8 protein-coding genes and 8 pseudogenes are annotated in these 14,550 nt (G+C 60.9%); 3 read left to right on the top strand and 13 right to left on the bottom strand.

What is annotated here, in order from left to right; all coding sequences use genetic code 11:
• Positions 1–135: 135 nt before the first annotated feature.
• The 5 genes and pseudogenes from AC5RVS_RS03895 to AC5RVS_RS03875 form a co-directional block, all read right to left on the bottom strand.
• The gene (locus AC5RVS_RS03895; protein WP_494107315.1) at positions 136–1,176 is read right to left on the bottom strand and encodes an NAD(P)-dependent alcohol dehydrogenase; all 1,041 of its coding nucleotides are present in this window, start codon (positions 1,174–1,176) and stop codon (positions 136–138) included.
• Positions 1,176–2,285, bottom strand: a complete 1,110-nt coding sequence (locus AC5RVS_RS03890) for a serine hydrolase domain-containing protein (RefSeq protein WP_494107183.1) — start codon at positions 2,283–2,285, stop codon at positions 1,176–1,178. The genes AC5RVS_RS03895 and AC5RVS_RS03890 overlap by 1 nt, the downstream gene beginning before the upstream one ends.
• A gap of 195 nt (positions 2,286–2,480) precedes the next feature.
• On the bottom strand, positions 2,481–3,212 hold the full coding sequence (locus AC5RVS_RS03885; protein ID WP_494107182.1) for an SDR family NAD(P)-dependent oxidoreductase: 732 nt from the start codon (positions 3,210–3,212) through the stop codon (positions 2,481–2,483).
• A gap of 104 nt (positions 3,213–3,316) precedes the next feature.
• Positions 3,317–4,202: pseudogene (locus tag AC5RVS_RS03880) on the bottom strand (transposase).
• A gap of 339 nt (positions 4,203–4,541) precedes the next feature.
• Positions 4,542–4,962, bottom strand: a pseudogene (locus AC5RVS_RS03875) (IS110 family transposase); the annotation flags it as partial.
• A 250-nt stretch (positions 4,963–5,212) separates the two neighbouring features.
• Here AC5RVS_RS03875 and AC5RVS_RS03870 point away from each other — a divergent pair.
• A pseudogene (locus AC5RVS_RS03870) lies at positions 5,213–6,118 on the top strand (transposase); the annotation flags it as partial.
• 77 nt (positions 6,119–6,195) lie between these two features.
• Positions 6,196–6,546 (top strand): transposase, encoded by a 351-nt coding sequence (locus AC5RVS_RS03865; RefSeq protein WP_494107181.1) that lies wholly within the window; start codon positions 6,196–6,198, stop codon positions 6,544–6,546.
• A gap of 259 nt (positions 6,547–6,805) precedes the next feature.
• Here AC5RVS_RS03865 and AC5RVS_RS03860 read toward each other — a convergent pair whose 3' ends face one another.
• From AC5RVS_RS03860 to AC5RVS_RS03850, 3 genes are all read right to left on the bottom strand, one after another.
• Entirely contained in the window at positions 6,806–8,077 is a 1,272-nt protein-coding gene (locus tag AC5RVS_RS03860; protein WP_494107180.1) for a type 2 periplasmic-binding domain-containing protein, read from the bottom strand.
• 412 nt (positions 8,078–8,489) lie between these two features.
• A complete protein-coding gene (locus AC5RVS_RS03855) occupies positions 8,490–9,848 on the bottom strand; it encodes a TRAP transporter large permease (RefSeq protein ID WP_494107179.1) in 1,359 nt (452 codons plus the stop codon).
• Positions 9,849–10,029: 181 nt separating this feature from the next.
• Positions 10,030–10,539 (bottom strand): TRAP transporter small permease, encoded by a 510-nt coding sequence (locus tag AC5RVS_RS03850; RefSeq protein WP_494107178.1) that lies wholly within the window; start codon positions 10,537–10,539, stop codon positions 10,030–10,032.
• 183 nt (positions 10,540–10,722) lie between these two features.
• Here AC5RVS_RS03850 and AC5RVS_RS03845 point away from each other — a divergent pair.
• Positions 10,723–10,892 (top strand): annotated as a pseudogene (locus tag AC5RVS_RS03845) (IS1380 family transposase); the annotation flags it as partial.
• A 999-nt stretch (positions 10,893–11,891) separates the two neighbouring features.
• Here AC5RVS_RS03845 and AC5RVS_RS03840 read toward each other — a convergent pair.
• The 5 genes and pseudogenes from AC5RVS_RS03840 to AC5RVS_RS03820 form a co-directional block, all read right to left on the bottom strand.
• Positions 11,892–12,128: pseudogene (locus tag AC5RVS_RS03840) on the bottom strand (IS110 family RNA-guided transposase); the annotation flags it as partial.
• Positions 12,129–12,265: 137 nt separating this feature from the next.
• Positions 12,266–12,548, bottom strand: a pseudogene (locus tag AC5RVS_RS03835) (hypothetical protein); the annotation flags it as partial.
• A gap of 57 nt (positions 12,549–12,605) precedes the next feature.
• Positions 12,606–12,791 (bottom strand): annotated as a pseudogene (locus AC5RVS_RS03830) (IS110 family transposase); the annotation flags it as partial.
• A 792-nt stretch (positions 12,792–13,583) separates the two neighbouring features.
• Positions 13,584–13,937: an enoyl-CoA hydratase/isomerase family protein gene (locus tag AC5RVS_RS03825; protein ID WP_494107314.1), complete on the bottom strand. Its 354-nt coding sequence runs from the start codon at positions 13,935–13,937 to the stop codon at positions 13,584–13,586.
• Positions 13,873–14,178: pseudogene (locus AC5RVS_RS03820) on the bottom strand (enoyl-CoA hydratase-related protein); the annotation flags it as partial. The gene AC5RVS_RS03825 and the pseudogene AC5RVS_RS03820, both read right to left, overlap by 65 nt.
• Positions 14,179–14,550 lie beyond the last annotated feature (372 nt).

The raw sequence follows: 14,550 nt of genomic DNA, 5'->3' as shown, positions 1-14,550 counted from the left end.
GATCCTCTATCGGCTTTCTCGGTGTCGACGTGGAGATGGGGAGCGTCATCGGACTACCTTGCATTCGCCGTCGGGCTTCTGCTTGCTCACGATCTGCAACGGTGTGCGCAACCCAATGTCAACGGTTTGACTCATCTAGGGCACCAAGACGGCGCGGCCCCGCACGTCGCCGGACTTCAAACGTTCGTAGATTTCCGGTCCTGCTTCAAGCGGATATGTTTCAAACTCCGCATGGATCTGACCAGCGCGCGCCAGATCGACAATGTTCCACAGCTCCGAGAGCGACCCCCAGAACGGCCTGAGCACCGAAACACCCATTGGCAACCGCCCGACTGCCACCTCAAGCACCCCCGGACCCGCCCCGACCAACGAGATGACACCACCGCGCGCGACGACACGGCGGCCGAGATCGACTGTGGGCTGGACACGAACCATGTCCAAGACCACGTCGACTCCCGCCCCTTTTGTGAGTTCGAGAATGCGAGCTTCGCTGTCGGAGTGCGTCAAAAGGGCATGATGTGCGCCCAGTTCGATGGCATGGTCGAGCTTGTCTTGGCGTGCGTCGACGGCGATGACAGTCACGCCAGGCGCGATCGCGCGCAGGATCTGTATCGCAAGATGCCCGAGTCCGCCGATGCCGAGCACCAACGCTGTGGCGCCGGGCCGCAGCTGCGGCATGCACTCATTGACTGCGTGGTACGAAGTCAGTCCTGCATCGGTTAGAGCAACCGCCGCGACCGGATCTAGATCGCCCAAGGGCACCAAGTGTCGTGCGGACGGCACGAGCAGGTATTCCGCCATGGCTCCATCGACCTTGATACCCGGAGGCCGTGGCCCGCCCTGCTGACGACAGAAGTTCTCGCTGCCGACAGCGCAAGACACACAGCGTCCGCAACCCCACGGAGCGTAGACCAAGACCGATTCGCCGATCTCGACGCTCTCGACCCCGCTTCCCACCGCGACAACCTCGCCCGCAGCTTCATGCCCGAGAGTGATGGGCAGAACTGCCCCACCTGCCACCCAGTCTTCGCGCGGAATATTCATGAGCCACTCGTCAGAGTGGCACATCCCGGCGGCAGTTATCCTGAGCAGCGCTTCACCCGGACCAGGTACAGGAACGTCGACCACTCCGACGCGGGGCGGTTCACCAGAATTGTAAAAGCGCAGCGCGCGCATCACACTGGGTTTTCGGCGACGGACCGTTGGGCGGCTTCGAACAGTGCGACTCCGCGCTCATCGCCGACGACGGTGTTCTGCATACGGTTCATGACGTAGGCGACTGTCATCTTGGAGCCGAGGTCATTCGTTACGAACGAGCCACCCCAACCACCCCAATAATACGTGGAATCGTTGACCGGAAGGGGAAGCCCGGCCGACCGAAGTGCGAACCCGACACCCCACCTCGTGGCCAAGCCGGTAACCCGGTCAACGTTATCGGCCTGAAGAGCAAACACGCTCTCACACGTCTTGCGTGACAAATAGCGGCGCCCATTGATCTCGCCGCCGTTCGACAGCACCCGCTGCACCATCGCGACCGAACGGGCGTTGCCGTGCCCACCCGCGGCGCCGACCTCGGCTCGCCGCCACCAGTCGGCGTTGGCATGATCTCCGCCGATCCCCGGGTTCATGAGAGCCCGCGCGGCGATGCTGTTCATGTCTTCGAAGCCGTGGTGATCTTCGGAGAGCGGCGGCGGAGCGATGACGGGACTGATCCGGCCGTAGTCGGCCTCCGACACTACGATCTGGAAGTCGGCGCCCAGCGGCTCGGCCAACTCCTTGCGGAAGAAGTCCGGAAGGGCCTGTCCGGTCACGCGGCGGACGAGCTCACCGATCAGGAAACCGTGGGTGAAGCCGTGGTAGCCCGAACCGTCGCCCGGGGTCCACCACGGAGCCTGAGCTGCCAGCAGCGAGGTCATCTTCTCGAAGTCACCGAAATCGGCCGGCTTCAGCGGCTCATCCCAGCCCGCGAGCCCGGAGGTGTGGCTCAGGACGTGACGGACGAGCACACCGTCCTTGCCTGCCGCGGCGAACTCCGGCCAGTAGCGAGCCACCGGCGCCTCAAGGTCCAGGTCACCCCGGTCAATCATCAACAGGGCTGAGAGGACTGCCATTGTCTTGGTCGTCGACCACGTGTTCGTGATCGTGTCCTTCTCCCACGGGCGCCTCTGTGCCTCGTCGGCCAGTCCACCCCACAGGTCGACGACGATCTCGCCCTCGACCGCGACTGCAACCGACGCACCGAGGTCCAGACCCTTGTCGAAGTTGTTCTGAAATGCTTCACGCACGGCCTCAAACCGCGAATTACACGTACCTTGTACCTCAACCACTGTGATCATTCTCCTTATTGTTGATGGGGAGCCGGCCGTTGCCGACCGCCAAGTCATTCCCGCCGACGCCCGACATTAGACGCCGGTCTTGAGAAATCAGGCCCAGATCGATCCATTAGTTGTTCTGCACGTCACCGGCAGACCACATCGCAATCAGCGTGCCAGCCAGCCGCCGTCGACGACGAGATCCGCACCAGTGATGAAGCTGGACTCCTCGCCGGCGAGGAACGCGATCGCGTTCGCAATCTCGTATGAAGTCGCAACACGGCCCAAGGGTGCATTCGACGTCATCCAATCCACCCGCGCCGCGTCCGAGACCCGCTCAAACGACGGCGTCCGGACGAAGCCAGGCTGAACGGTGTTCACCCTGACCTTGTCCGGGCCCCACAGGACGGCCGCATTCTTCGTCATGCTGAGAACAGCGCCTTTCGCAGCGTGATAGGAAAACATGTCGCCCTTCCCGCCACTGGAACCGAAGATCGACGCCACGTTGACGATGGAACCAGCACCTCGCACCGCCATGAGGGGGCCGACAGTGCGCATTCCGAGCCACACGCTCATCTGGGTGATGCGAATGATCCTGTTCCACCCCGCCACCGTTTCGTCGACTGCGGTGGTCATGTTGCCGACTCCCGCGTTGTTGACCAGGACGTCGACTCGACCTGTGGTCGACATTACGTGGTCGACAACCTCGGCCCAGCTGTCCTCATCGCTCACATCATGGGCGAGGTGATGGTCCGCGGTAGCAAGGACCTCGTCCCCGGCGCTAGCGGTGACGGCCGCAAGGTCGGTGGCGAAGACTGTGAATCCAGCCTGCGAGAGCTTGGCCGCGGTGGCGGCGCCGATCCCCCCGCAACCTCCTGTGACGATTGCTGTCCTGCTCATGCCTATCTCCTGTTCAACCTGTAGAAGCAATGACAACCGCGCCGACCTCGACTGTGTCACCAACTGAGACGCCCATCACAATCTAGACTGTAGCGAGCGCTAAGTCAAATACGACGCCGTGCTCCGTTGACCGATTGTGCGCCAAATCTGCGGGCGAGGGCGATGAGGGGCTTGGTTGTGTTTCTTGCCCTGGGCGCGTTTGCGGTCGTAGTAGGCCCGGGAGAGCGGGTCTTTCAGGGCGGCGAATGCGGAGAGGAACAGCGCGCGTTTGAGGACCTTGTTCCCTCGTCGTGAGGAGTGGTCGCCTCGGATTGAGGAGCCGGAGCGCCAGGTCACCGGGGACAGGCCGGCGTAGGAGGCCAGGTGCCCGGCGGTGGCGAATTCCTTGCCGACGACCTCGGTGAGGAGTCGTGCTTCGGTCCTGATCCCAACCGCCGGGATAGAGCTCAGGACCGAGTGAAGAGGGTGGTCCTCCACGAGGGCCTCGACTTGGGCGTGGATGGTGTCTCGGGAGGCGCGCAGGTCTGTGAGCATGCCGGCCAGCTGCGGCAGCACGACCGCCGCGGCGCGGGTGCCGACCACGATCACAGTCTGCTGGTCGAGGGCGTCGAAGGTTTCCTCCGTGAGGCGTGCATACATGCGCGGGGCGAGCCGATACGGCGCATGGCAAGGCCTGGCAGGTAGCCGGCGGCTTGGACGACCGCGACGGGCAGGCCCCGATGGTGGCCGGTTGATCCACGACGAACAGGATGGATCCGTGCTTGGCCAGCTTCTCGATGACGGCCTTCATTTTGGCTTCGTCGTTCGGCAGAGCTTTGTCGTAAATCTTCTTGCCGTCCCGGTACAAGGCCACGGCATGGTGCTCGCCCTTGCCGACATCGACTCCGAGGAAAACATCGACCTCGGCATGGTTCTTGATCACGCGTTCCCTTCCAGCAGTAGAAACAGAGCCTCAGGCGCTGGCTTGGCTGCGGTGTCAGCGCTCGGCATCCACGTTACTAACGGCCTCGAATACTTTCTGCCCGGCCCCTATCAGCGATATCTCCGGCACCTTCTGGCCCCGGTGACATCACCTCCCGGATCATGGTCGACTGGGGGCAGGAATCATGCCGGGGCCGTCAGGCCAGCGGTGTTGGGGAAGGCGGCTGATGCGTCGTAGCTGGATCCGGTTTGGAGGCAGTGATAGAGGCAGCCGAGGAGGCGGTTGAACAGGTTGCGCTGGCTGTAGTGTGTCTGTCGCCGGAAGTTTTTCGCCGGTCGTAGTGGGCACGGGCTCCGGCAGAGCTGGTCAGGGCGGAGAAGGCCCAGACGTAGCCGGCGGCGGCGAGCTTGCGCTCGTGCGAGCACGGCGATGGCCTGAACCAGTTCCGAATAACGAGGCAAAGGCCGGTGGGCGTGGCGGTCGGTGCGCAGGATGTTGGCCAGTGCCGTGGCGTCTTGGGCGTCGGATTTTCTTGCGGGAGACCGTATGTCGTTCGCGGTATCGGGCCACGGCCATGGGGTTGAGGGCGTAGACTTCCCGGCCGCTTGAGCGCAGAGCCGCGACGAGGAAGCCGCGTGTGGTTTCGATGGCCACCGGAACGCGGTTTTCGGCCCGGTCTCCGTGGGTGGAAAGCAGGTCCAGCATTTCCGCCAGGCCGGCGGCCGTATCTTCAATTCTTTGCGAGGCCAGCAAGCGGCCCTGTTGGTCCACGAGTGCGATGTCGTGGTGTCCCTCTGCCCAGTCGATGCCGCAGAACACTTCCGTCATTGGTGGTCCTTCCCCTGTCGTCGATAGCTGCAGAGGACCGCTGCGACCTGGGACAGTTGCGACCTAATGGAAGAGCTCGACGGCTCGACATCTGATTGGCATTCACGTCCCTGTCGGATGCTGCCGGGGCCGGGTCTCAGCGTGAGAACTCTGGGTTCGCGTTCCTGATCGAGACGTTGGCGGGTCTTCACGGTTCGTGGGGAATTGACCTCGTGTCGTAGATAGAGAAAGGGCCCGTGGCCCTGCTGGGATGAGTGTGTCTAAGCATTCACCCTGGAACAGGAACCACGAGCCTTTGAACGAGCCTACCCGGGTGGCAGTCGACGCTGCCACCGTCATCTTCAACCTGCCCGATTTCAGAGTCATCAACACAGAAATCCTGCCCCTCGACCAGCGCCGGATCACTGTAGAAACCGACCAGCCGCACGGCTGCCCTGACTGCGGCACCATCTCGGCCAGACGGAAGGCCAAGCGCCTGCAGCGGCTACGGGACATTCCGATCGCCGGCCCGGTGCAGCTGCTATGGAACAAATACCGCTGGTTCTGCGATGAACAGGCCTGCGAACGCAAGTCGTTCAGCGAAGCCACGGAGCAGGTTCCGCGCTTCGCCCGTTCCACTCGCCGGCTGAAGGAGTCGCTGGTCTCCGCGGTCATTGATTCCTCCCGGGCGGTGTTCGAAGCGGCTCGCGCCTTCGGCGTCTCGTGGTGGCTAGTCCAGGAAGCGATCAATTCAGCAGCGACGACCTTGCCGGATGTGAACACGCTCAGCCCGCGCTACCTGGGCATCGACGAACACCGCTTCCGGTCCGTCCGCTATTTCCAAGACCCGAAATCAAAGACCTGGACCAGGTACGAGCCGTGGATGACCACGATCGTGGACCTGGACACCGGACAGGTTCTGGGGGTGGTCGACGGCCGCGATCACAAGGGCGTCGGCGAGTGGCTGATGGCCCGGCCGCTGGAGTGGAGGCTCGGTGTGCAGGTGGTGGCCATCGACCCGTCGGCCGCGTTCCGCAAAGCGCTGCGGATGTGGCTGCCCCGCACCGCGGTCAGTGTGGACCACTTCCATCTGGTGATGCTGGGAAACAACATGCTCACCGAGGTACGGCAACGCCTGACGCAGGAGACGAAGGGCCGGCGCGGCCGGGCCAAGGATTCGGTCTGGGCCAACCGCATGCTGTTGCTGAAGGCGGACGAGAAGCTCTCCGACCGGCCCGCAACAGGTTGCAGACCGTGTTCGACGCCGACGATCCCACCGGCAAGCTGCAGGCCGCGTGGGAAGTCAAAGAGCAACTCCGCCTCCTGCTGCGGACCGGTTCCCTCGCCGATGCGACGACGGCCAAGGACAAACTGCAACAGCTGGTCGAGCGGGCCGGGCAGCCGGAAACCAGCCGACTCTGGCGCACCGTCTGTCGATGGTGGAAAGAGATCGAGGTCCTCATTGTCACCGGTGCGACGACAGCGAAGGTCGAATCGAACAATGTCAGCATAAAAGCCAGGAAACGCGTCGGCCGCGGCTATCGCAACGCAGGAAATTACCGATCGCATATCCTATTGACCAGTGCGGCCCGGACGGCAGCATGAACACTCAGCTACAGCAGGCCGTTCCCCACGAACCGCACGTTGGCCGGCAGCAAGCCCCCGGAAGTCAACCTACGTTCCGTGGGGAGAGGGAGCCAGAGGGACTATCTTTAACGGCACCAGGCCACGGTAACGGGAAGTCCTCATCTGGCTCCCTCACATCCCATTAGGTAACGGGGGACGGGTGGCTAGTTAGCCTAAGCGACCAGTCGGAGCTCTTTTTGGGTGCCCGCTGCGCTACATCACCGGACCCACCCCTAACTCAATTCGGACGATGAGCTAGGTAGATTTCCTCATACATTTTCTCCACAAACGGGGTGAACTCGAACGGCTTAGATCCGTGCGCCTTAGCAAACTGCACGTAATCTTCCATCTCCTCAAAACCTTCTTCCTTGGCGATTCCCGCCCACTTTTCGAGTGCCGCTTCGAAGTCAGCGATCAGTTGCTCGCCATTCACATTCTCCGACTCCTCGGTCTCCCTAAGCAACTCTTCGACGGCGTCATCGAGTGCCGCAGTCGATCTCTCATCAAGATTCGAAATCTCCCCGTTCTTTTTCTGTACTGTAGCAACAGCATCAACGATAGCGTCTGGTTCCGATTCGTTGAGGGCAAGTTGTCCGGTCAACTCATCGAAAATTAGCTGCTGCGCCGCCAATGGCAATCGATCAATACTCGGTCCGAATAAAAAGGCGCCGGCAGAACGAGAAAACGCTCGCTCCTTCGGGAAACTGACGTAGGGAGTAAGGTCCAGCGTACCCACCGCCTCTGCCACAAATAGACTTGAGAAGGTACAATCCAGCATGTTTCGCTGAAGTGCATCAAAGGTTTCAGTGTATGCCATGGAAACGGGGGTCATATTCAGCGCTTTTGCGATGACGGTATCGCCAGTTCCGCCAGCACGTATTTGTCGACCGGAAAGGTCTCCAGGTGAGAATGCCGGCTCAGTGCACATAATCAAGTTTGACGCGGAGGGCTTCAGCGGCACATAAACGCCGACGCCCTTCTCTTCAAACTCTGATATTATTTCTTCAGTATTCCAAGCTACTTCCTGAATCGCCGCGTTGAGGATCATTTCATTTACAAACGGTCCTGTCGCGGCCTGCGATGAAATCTTTAGAAGATCATTGTAGACCGGATATTCCTGTGGGGAGTACATAGGCAGTTCCCACCCTATGTCGATCCTGCCATCGGCGACAGCATCTGTGACCTCGCCAACTGGCGCAATAGGTTGGCCCCAAACGATATCTACTTTAATCTTCCCGCCAGATTTGTCGTGAACGGCCTCAGCGAAAGAAATATCATACTTCCCCACAGCACTGTTGGGCGAAGGGGCGCCCGACTGAAACGTAAGGGTCACTGGCTTCATTTCAGCGAGGGCCTCCTGGTACGCCTCTGCGCTTGAACCATACTCGACACCGGCTCCCGCACTCTCTCCGCCTGCGGTCGCCCCATCCACGGAGCCTGCGCAACTTGTCGTGAAGAACACGGCAATTGAAGCGACTGAAAGCGTCATCTTTTGCTTAGTTGAGAGCATTAAATTTCCTCCAGAAATAGTTCCTGTTGTAGAGCAACATTTTGCAGACCTAATCTGTGCGGCTTAACAAAATGGGCACCCAAGGTTTTGTGCATCTTGGCTAAGGGAAATCTCTCGGGCAGCAATAATGTCTAGGCCGTAATGACAGTATGGGTGCTAAAGTGCTGCTTTCAAGAGGCTCCCGAGGCATAGATTGTGACTAGCATCCCTTTCTGTCTTGCAAATTGTTATCCATGAGAATGGTGGCGAATTTGGGGACCCTGTAGTCAGCAACATCTTCAAATTCAATATCAATCCGTCCTAGTACTCGTTATGCGTTGGTTGTAGGCCGCAACTGTCCGCAGAGCCTGACAGTGGACTCGCCTGCGTTACTGCGGCAAATCTTGATACCGGTTGCTGTGCAGCTGCTGGTTCACTCCATGAGTGCTGGCAGCCACTCGGCCATCTGGGGCATTGCGATCATGATGACGAGGAACAGGATGGCGATGGGCAGGAACCACAGCAGGGATGTGAAGACGTCCTTGAGCGTGATGTTGTGGCCGAGGTTGACCTCGGGTGCCTTGGTAATGTTGTGAACGACGTAGGACAGCATGCCCACCGGCGGGGTGAGCATGCCTATTTCGCCCAGCAGCACGACGAACACGCCGAACCACAGTGGGCTGACTTCCATCATTTCGAGGGTGGGCAGCAGGATCGGGATGGTCAGCAGCATCATCGACAGGGTGTCGAAGAACATGCCCAAAACGAGGTACAAGACGATGAGTACGAGCAGGAAGCCAACTCGGTCCAGGCCCAGGCCGGTAATGAAGTCCGTTATCACCGGTGCCAGACCGGTGATGGACAACAGCTTGGTCAGCATCTCGGCACCGATGATGATGAAGAAGATCGCGGCAGTAGCGGATACGGTTGCCATGGCGGCTTGGGTGACCTTGGCCAGCGGGTTGTCCTTGCGCGTGTAGAAGAGCGTGAGCAGCAGAGCGGTCAGCGCGGCTGCCGCACCGGCCTCCGTAGGGGTGAAGACGCCGGAGAACATACCGCCGAACAGGACGATCATGATGACCGGGAGGCCCCAAATTTCACGGAGAGACCGGAAGCGCTGAGACCAGCTGACCTTCGGTTTGATGCTATCGACGTTCTTGCCGCGTCCCACGAGATGGGGTGCGAAGACGCCCAGACACAGGATGAACAGCCCGAAGCTGCCCGCGACCAGGATGCCGGGCACCGCACCGGCGACCAGCTGGGGGCCGACCGGAACGGATGCGATGCCGGCGTAGACGACCAGCAGGATGGATGGCGGGATGAGGTTGCCGGGCAGACCGGCAACGATGACAGTACCTACCGCCACACGCTTGTCGTAACCGGCGCGGAGCATCTCAGGAATGCCTGCCTTGGCCAGGGTGTAGGTCATGGCGACGGTCGAGCCCGAGACCGAGGCTAGGCCGGCGCCGGCGGCGGTGGTGCCGATGCCGATGCCACCGGGCAGCCAACTGAACCAGCGATCGGTGGCGCGGTAGATCCCAGTGGTCATGCCCGACTGGGTCAGTAGCATGCCCATGAAAATGAACATCGGCAGCACACTCATGGACCATTGGGAGACGGCGTGGAAGGGCGAGGCGGACAGGACGTTGACGGCGGCCGGCATGCCGCTGATGGCGTAGACGCCGACGATGCTGGGAACGGCTAAAGCGATCGCGACCGGCACGGACAGGAACATCAGCACGAGCATCAGGCTGATACACCACACGCCCGCCACAACGACCGAAGGACTCATGAACAGGCCGATCATGCACGCAGCCATCAGACCGAAACCGATGAGCAAGGTAATCAGGCTCGGCCTCTTAATACGCGAGTCCGGAGGCAGGAGGCTAGGCATGGTGCCTGCGTTGGTGGTTTCTGTATATGTCTTCATAAGATTCTTCCTAGCGGGTGGCGGTCAAGGAGCCACTTCGATGTCATACTCGGCGCGCTGCCCGGGCGAGGTCCGCTTCGCCACCGGTGCGGCCGATCATCACGATGTCGATGATGTAGAGGGCTGCCAGTAGCACGAAGACCAGCGGAACGCAGAAATAGACGGGCCAAGTGATGATGTCAGTCACTCCGGCCCTTGCACCCAACTCCATGTTGGTCAGCGCCTCAGCGAATCCGTACCAGGCGAAGGCGGAGCTGACAAGGGCGCCGAGCCCGCACGCGAAAATCTTGAAGATGTTCGCGGTCTTCTCGCCCATACGCTCGACAGCAAGGGTGACGGTGATCTGCTCCTTTTGCAACTGGGCTGCTGGGATGCCTAGCAGGGCGACCAGGGGCAGGTACCAGAACGCCACGATCTCGTTGGAGCCGTAGATCGGGGAGTTGAGGAAGGACCGCATTGATGCGTGGAGGACTATGTGCAGCATCATGACGAGTAGCGCGATCATCGTGACGATCGAGAGCGCTTTGTAGAGGCTCTGATTGAAGTTCAACATCAGGAGTTACCTTTTGTCTCGAGAGGTAGGACCGCCAAATTGAAGAGCATGCCGAGTGAGCTGCCCGTAGCGGAAGCAGATTCGGCAGCTCGCTCTTCACATATGAGAATATGATCCTATATAGCGCTCGATAGCACAACTGTACGGTGCGTGGGCTGCCGCCGTCTGAAACCGGCTGTCTGATTCGTGGACGTTGACGATACGATCGTTGAACTCAACGGCTACGCATGGCAGGGCTCCAGCTACGGCCACTCCGGGGGCGTGGACTAAACGCTCTGCTGGCCACAGTCAGCACCATCAGCTCGGTACGTGCGATCGCAGCGCAGCGGCTGCTCAAAGGAGCGGCGAACTCGGCCCTCGAGGCCCGGTAACTGGTCACCGAAGCTCCAGCTAGTGGTGCTTGATTAAGTCCGTTGGCACCGGTTCGGCAGCGCTAATTTCGAACTATATGTACCGATCAATGTGCCGGCCTCCAAGAGTTCGTGCAGGAGGTGTTCGCCTCCCTGCCGAGAAGGAAGGCGGAATTCGGTTCATCCGGTATCGTCGTCTCCTCCACGCCGTGATCGGTCGAGCCGGTGCGCCGGGTTTGGCGGCGAGGGCGGAGGACGTGGTTCGGGCCCGAGGCGTGGGTCGACGACGACACCGGGTTCTAGTAGGACGGCTTGCCCGGGGTGGCCCGGCAGTACCCGGGCACCCTGGGTAAGATCGACAACTGTTAGCGCGGGGTAATCGCCAACGCAGTCGTCATGCCGCCTCGCGTCTGAACTGGGACGAAACCCGTGCAGAAATCAATGAGGAGGCGGGGCGGGCCCGGCGAAGCATGCAAGGGTTGAGCGCCCCATCATCACGATTCTGGTCAGCGGCTCCGGACTTTTCCAGCAGAGAAGAATCAGCTGGCTAAGTCAGCCACTGCATCGGTGGCATCACGTCATAGCCTCGTGAGCCCCGACCCCAGCACGGATGAGCTCGGCTCTACGTCTTCCACGCAGAGGTGAATGTAGGTCTCAGAGGTGGTCGCCACCCAGTAATGGGTGAGCCTCTTGGAGGCTATCTCGATCGGCACTCTACGCGAATCAATTCCATGGCCCGAGTAATTCTGACCGGCTGCTGCCGGTGATGATTGCTGTAGGCGCCCGCCCCAGCAGGACTGCCCACACCGCAACGCGTGCCTGACCTGCCCAGATTTCCAGACCACTCCGTCGTTTCTGCCGATCCACCGCCGTCAACGCGATGACAATCTCGAGCTCATCGAGCTCATCGAGCTCGCCGAGCACCTCGGCAACGCACGCCTGGCCGGCGACCACTGGCAGGTCGCCGACAACCTCCAGTTCGTCATCGACGCTCTGGAAGCTCGCCGCAACAACACACCTGATGCCGGCAGCGGAGAGGGCCCGTGCCAACCCGAAACCCGTCGGACCTGCTTCGTAAACGGCGGCTACCGGTCCCGAAAGACTGCGCAGCCACTCCAAGATTTCGTCATGAGCCGGGGTAAGCCGGCGTCGAAAAATCTCGCCCGTCCCGGTATCCAGTGCGCAGCCGATTACCGAACGCGCATGGACATCCAACCCCACGCTTGTACGCTCATACATAGCTGGAACCTCCCAATTTCAAATGTGGCTCTACCCGTCCGCCAAGTGTGGCAGGCAACCCACGTCTTGCTTTGAAAAGGAGGTTCCAGCCCAAAACCCGGCTACCTCATATCGTCGAGCCGCTTTCGTCTGCTCCGTTAGGTGATGCCGGGGCGCACTCTCAGGGGGTGCCTCTGTGGTTTTCGTTGAGCGGCCGAAGCGAGGGTTGCAGGCTTCGGGCCTTGATACAGGGTGCTGTCGCCGAGCATTGCGAAGAGGACGTCCGAGCGACGGCGGGCAAGGGCGATGGTGGCTTGGTCGTGTCGTTTGCCTTCGGCTCGTTTGCGGTCGTAGCAGGCGCGGGAGGGCGGATGGAGTAGTGCCCGCGAAGAAGGCGGAGAGAAACGGGGCGCGTTTGAGGTTCTTGTCACCGAGTTCGGAAAAGGCTTTATCAGCCAGCGCGATCGACCGCAGGGTATGCAGCATTGTTCGTTCAGCGACGGCCACGGGCAGCGCGCCGATCGTGGCGGGCTGGTCGACGACTAGCAGGATTTTGCTGTGCCGTTCAAGGCCAGCCAGAATACCACCCAGTCTGGTTTCATCGTTGGGCAAGGTTCTGTCATCGAGCCGTTTGCCGGACCGGTCCAAGGCGACGGGCTGGTGGTCGGATCTACCGACATCCACGCTCAGACCCGCGATGCGAGCGAGATCCCTGACCCCGGCCACCGCAGTTGGATCGCTCTCGATGAAGTCGACCACCTTCTGGACCGCCTTCGGGTGCTTGCGAGTGTGGCGCGTGACGACGGATCGCAGGTCGTCCGTGTAGTTGTGGACCTGGCTGAAAAGGAGACCGTCGATCAGGAGCTGCTGCAGCCGTCTCGAAAGCACGGGATGTTCGAGCAGGCTAGGGCCAGTGTCTCCGGAGCCCTGCGACGGAGGCAGGGCCCAACAGCCGGCCGCGCAGCGGACGCCCCGATTCGGGTTCACGGTCGATGGCCGGGTGGCAGCGCTCGAGACCCGGTGGCATGACCGACTTACCGAGCTTGGAGAGTCGGCAGCCTCCACGTTTGAGTCCTGGCGGATTCGCGCGGAGGCTTCTCATGTCCTCGGCCAAGGTGCCGTGCCAACCATCTTGTCAAAACAGCTGACGGTTCGGGTTGTACCCATTGGGGTCAGGTGGTGGCGCTCCGCACAGCTCAAAGCTGTCCCTATTGGCGTGCAACCCGCTCGTTGTCAGACCTATCCCCCCATGCTGAACTCCGGCCTCGGGCCGAAGTCACGGTGGCAGTACTTAAGTTCGTTTCCACTGGGGACGCTTTATCGAGAAACTGTCCGGACATTCACGGTTATCGGCGAGTAAACGATTTGTGTGCGGGTAGCGCTGCAGGATGCTCTATCGGGCGAGAAATTCAGCTATCAAGGATTGGGCCTACGCACCCACCACCCGCGAGCTAATGATCGCGGCCTCCTTTCTACTCATATCCTCTTGAGTGGCCTGGGCGCTACGACGGATAGCCATCGTGTGTCACCGAGAGCGCCGCTCGCCCCATTGGCCCATTGGCTAGCCAGCTTCCGGGCTCGAGACAGTGCATCTGGGACGATTTCCTCCACCAGTCCCTGGTGAAGCGCGCTCTCGGCCGGCATGGGCTTGCCGGACAGGGCGAAGGCCAAAGCCCGTTGCTGGCCAATGGCTCGTGGAAGGGCGACGGACGTCCCGCAGTCTGGGGTCAGTCCGACCGGGGTAGGCGAAAAAGAATTTGGTGTCCTCCGCGGCAATGATGACGTCCGAAGCGAGCATGAGCCCCAGGCCCGCTCCCGCAACCGCTCCATGCACGGCAGCGACAACCGGTTTATTCAGTGAGGCCAGCTCGTGGAGGTAGGCCTGCTGGTTTTCAGATGCGACGAAGGACGAAACGTCCCCTCCGCCGCAGAAGTGGGACCCTGCACCGCTCAGCAGCACCGCACGGACAGCCTCATCCCGTGCCCGGTCCGCTGCCGGGTCAAAGAGGGCGATGGCTAGGGGTAGGTCGATTGTATGGCTTATGACAAGTAAACTCCGTGGTGTTCGCATTAGATGCGAATAGACGTGTCCCCCTGTTCCATCGGATTCCTGCGGGCTTTTTGGCGCACTTGGGAGCAGGGACCGGTGCATGGACTCCTGCTGTGGGAGCTGCCAGCGCGAAATTGGTGAGCCTGACCTGCTGTTTTACCGGCATGCTGGTCTCTTCTCGCGTTTGACGCGAGACTTTCGCGCATTATGCGAAATATTTCTGCTGCCGTTCCTGAACACCTGAAGGCCGGGATCGAGGTGCTCAATGCCGAGGAAAGCGTGTGGCTGGCCATGCTGGATGGCTGGGGTGCCCAGCAGATGAGCCGGAATCCTTCTGCCGGACCCCATGTCAGGGACGATAAAGAGAAAACATCTCCCCCAGAGCCTGAGCAA

This window comes from Arthrobacter sp. Y3221048 (assembly GCF_059092685.1).
The sequence above is the reverse complement of the archived record's forward strand: the minus strand, read 5'-3'. Positions and strand labels throughout refer to the sequence as shown.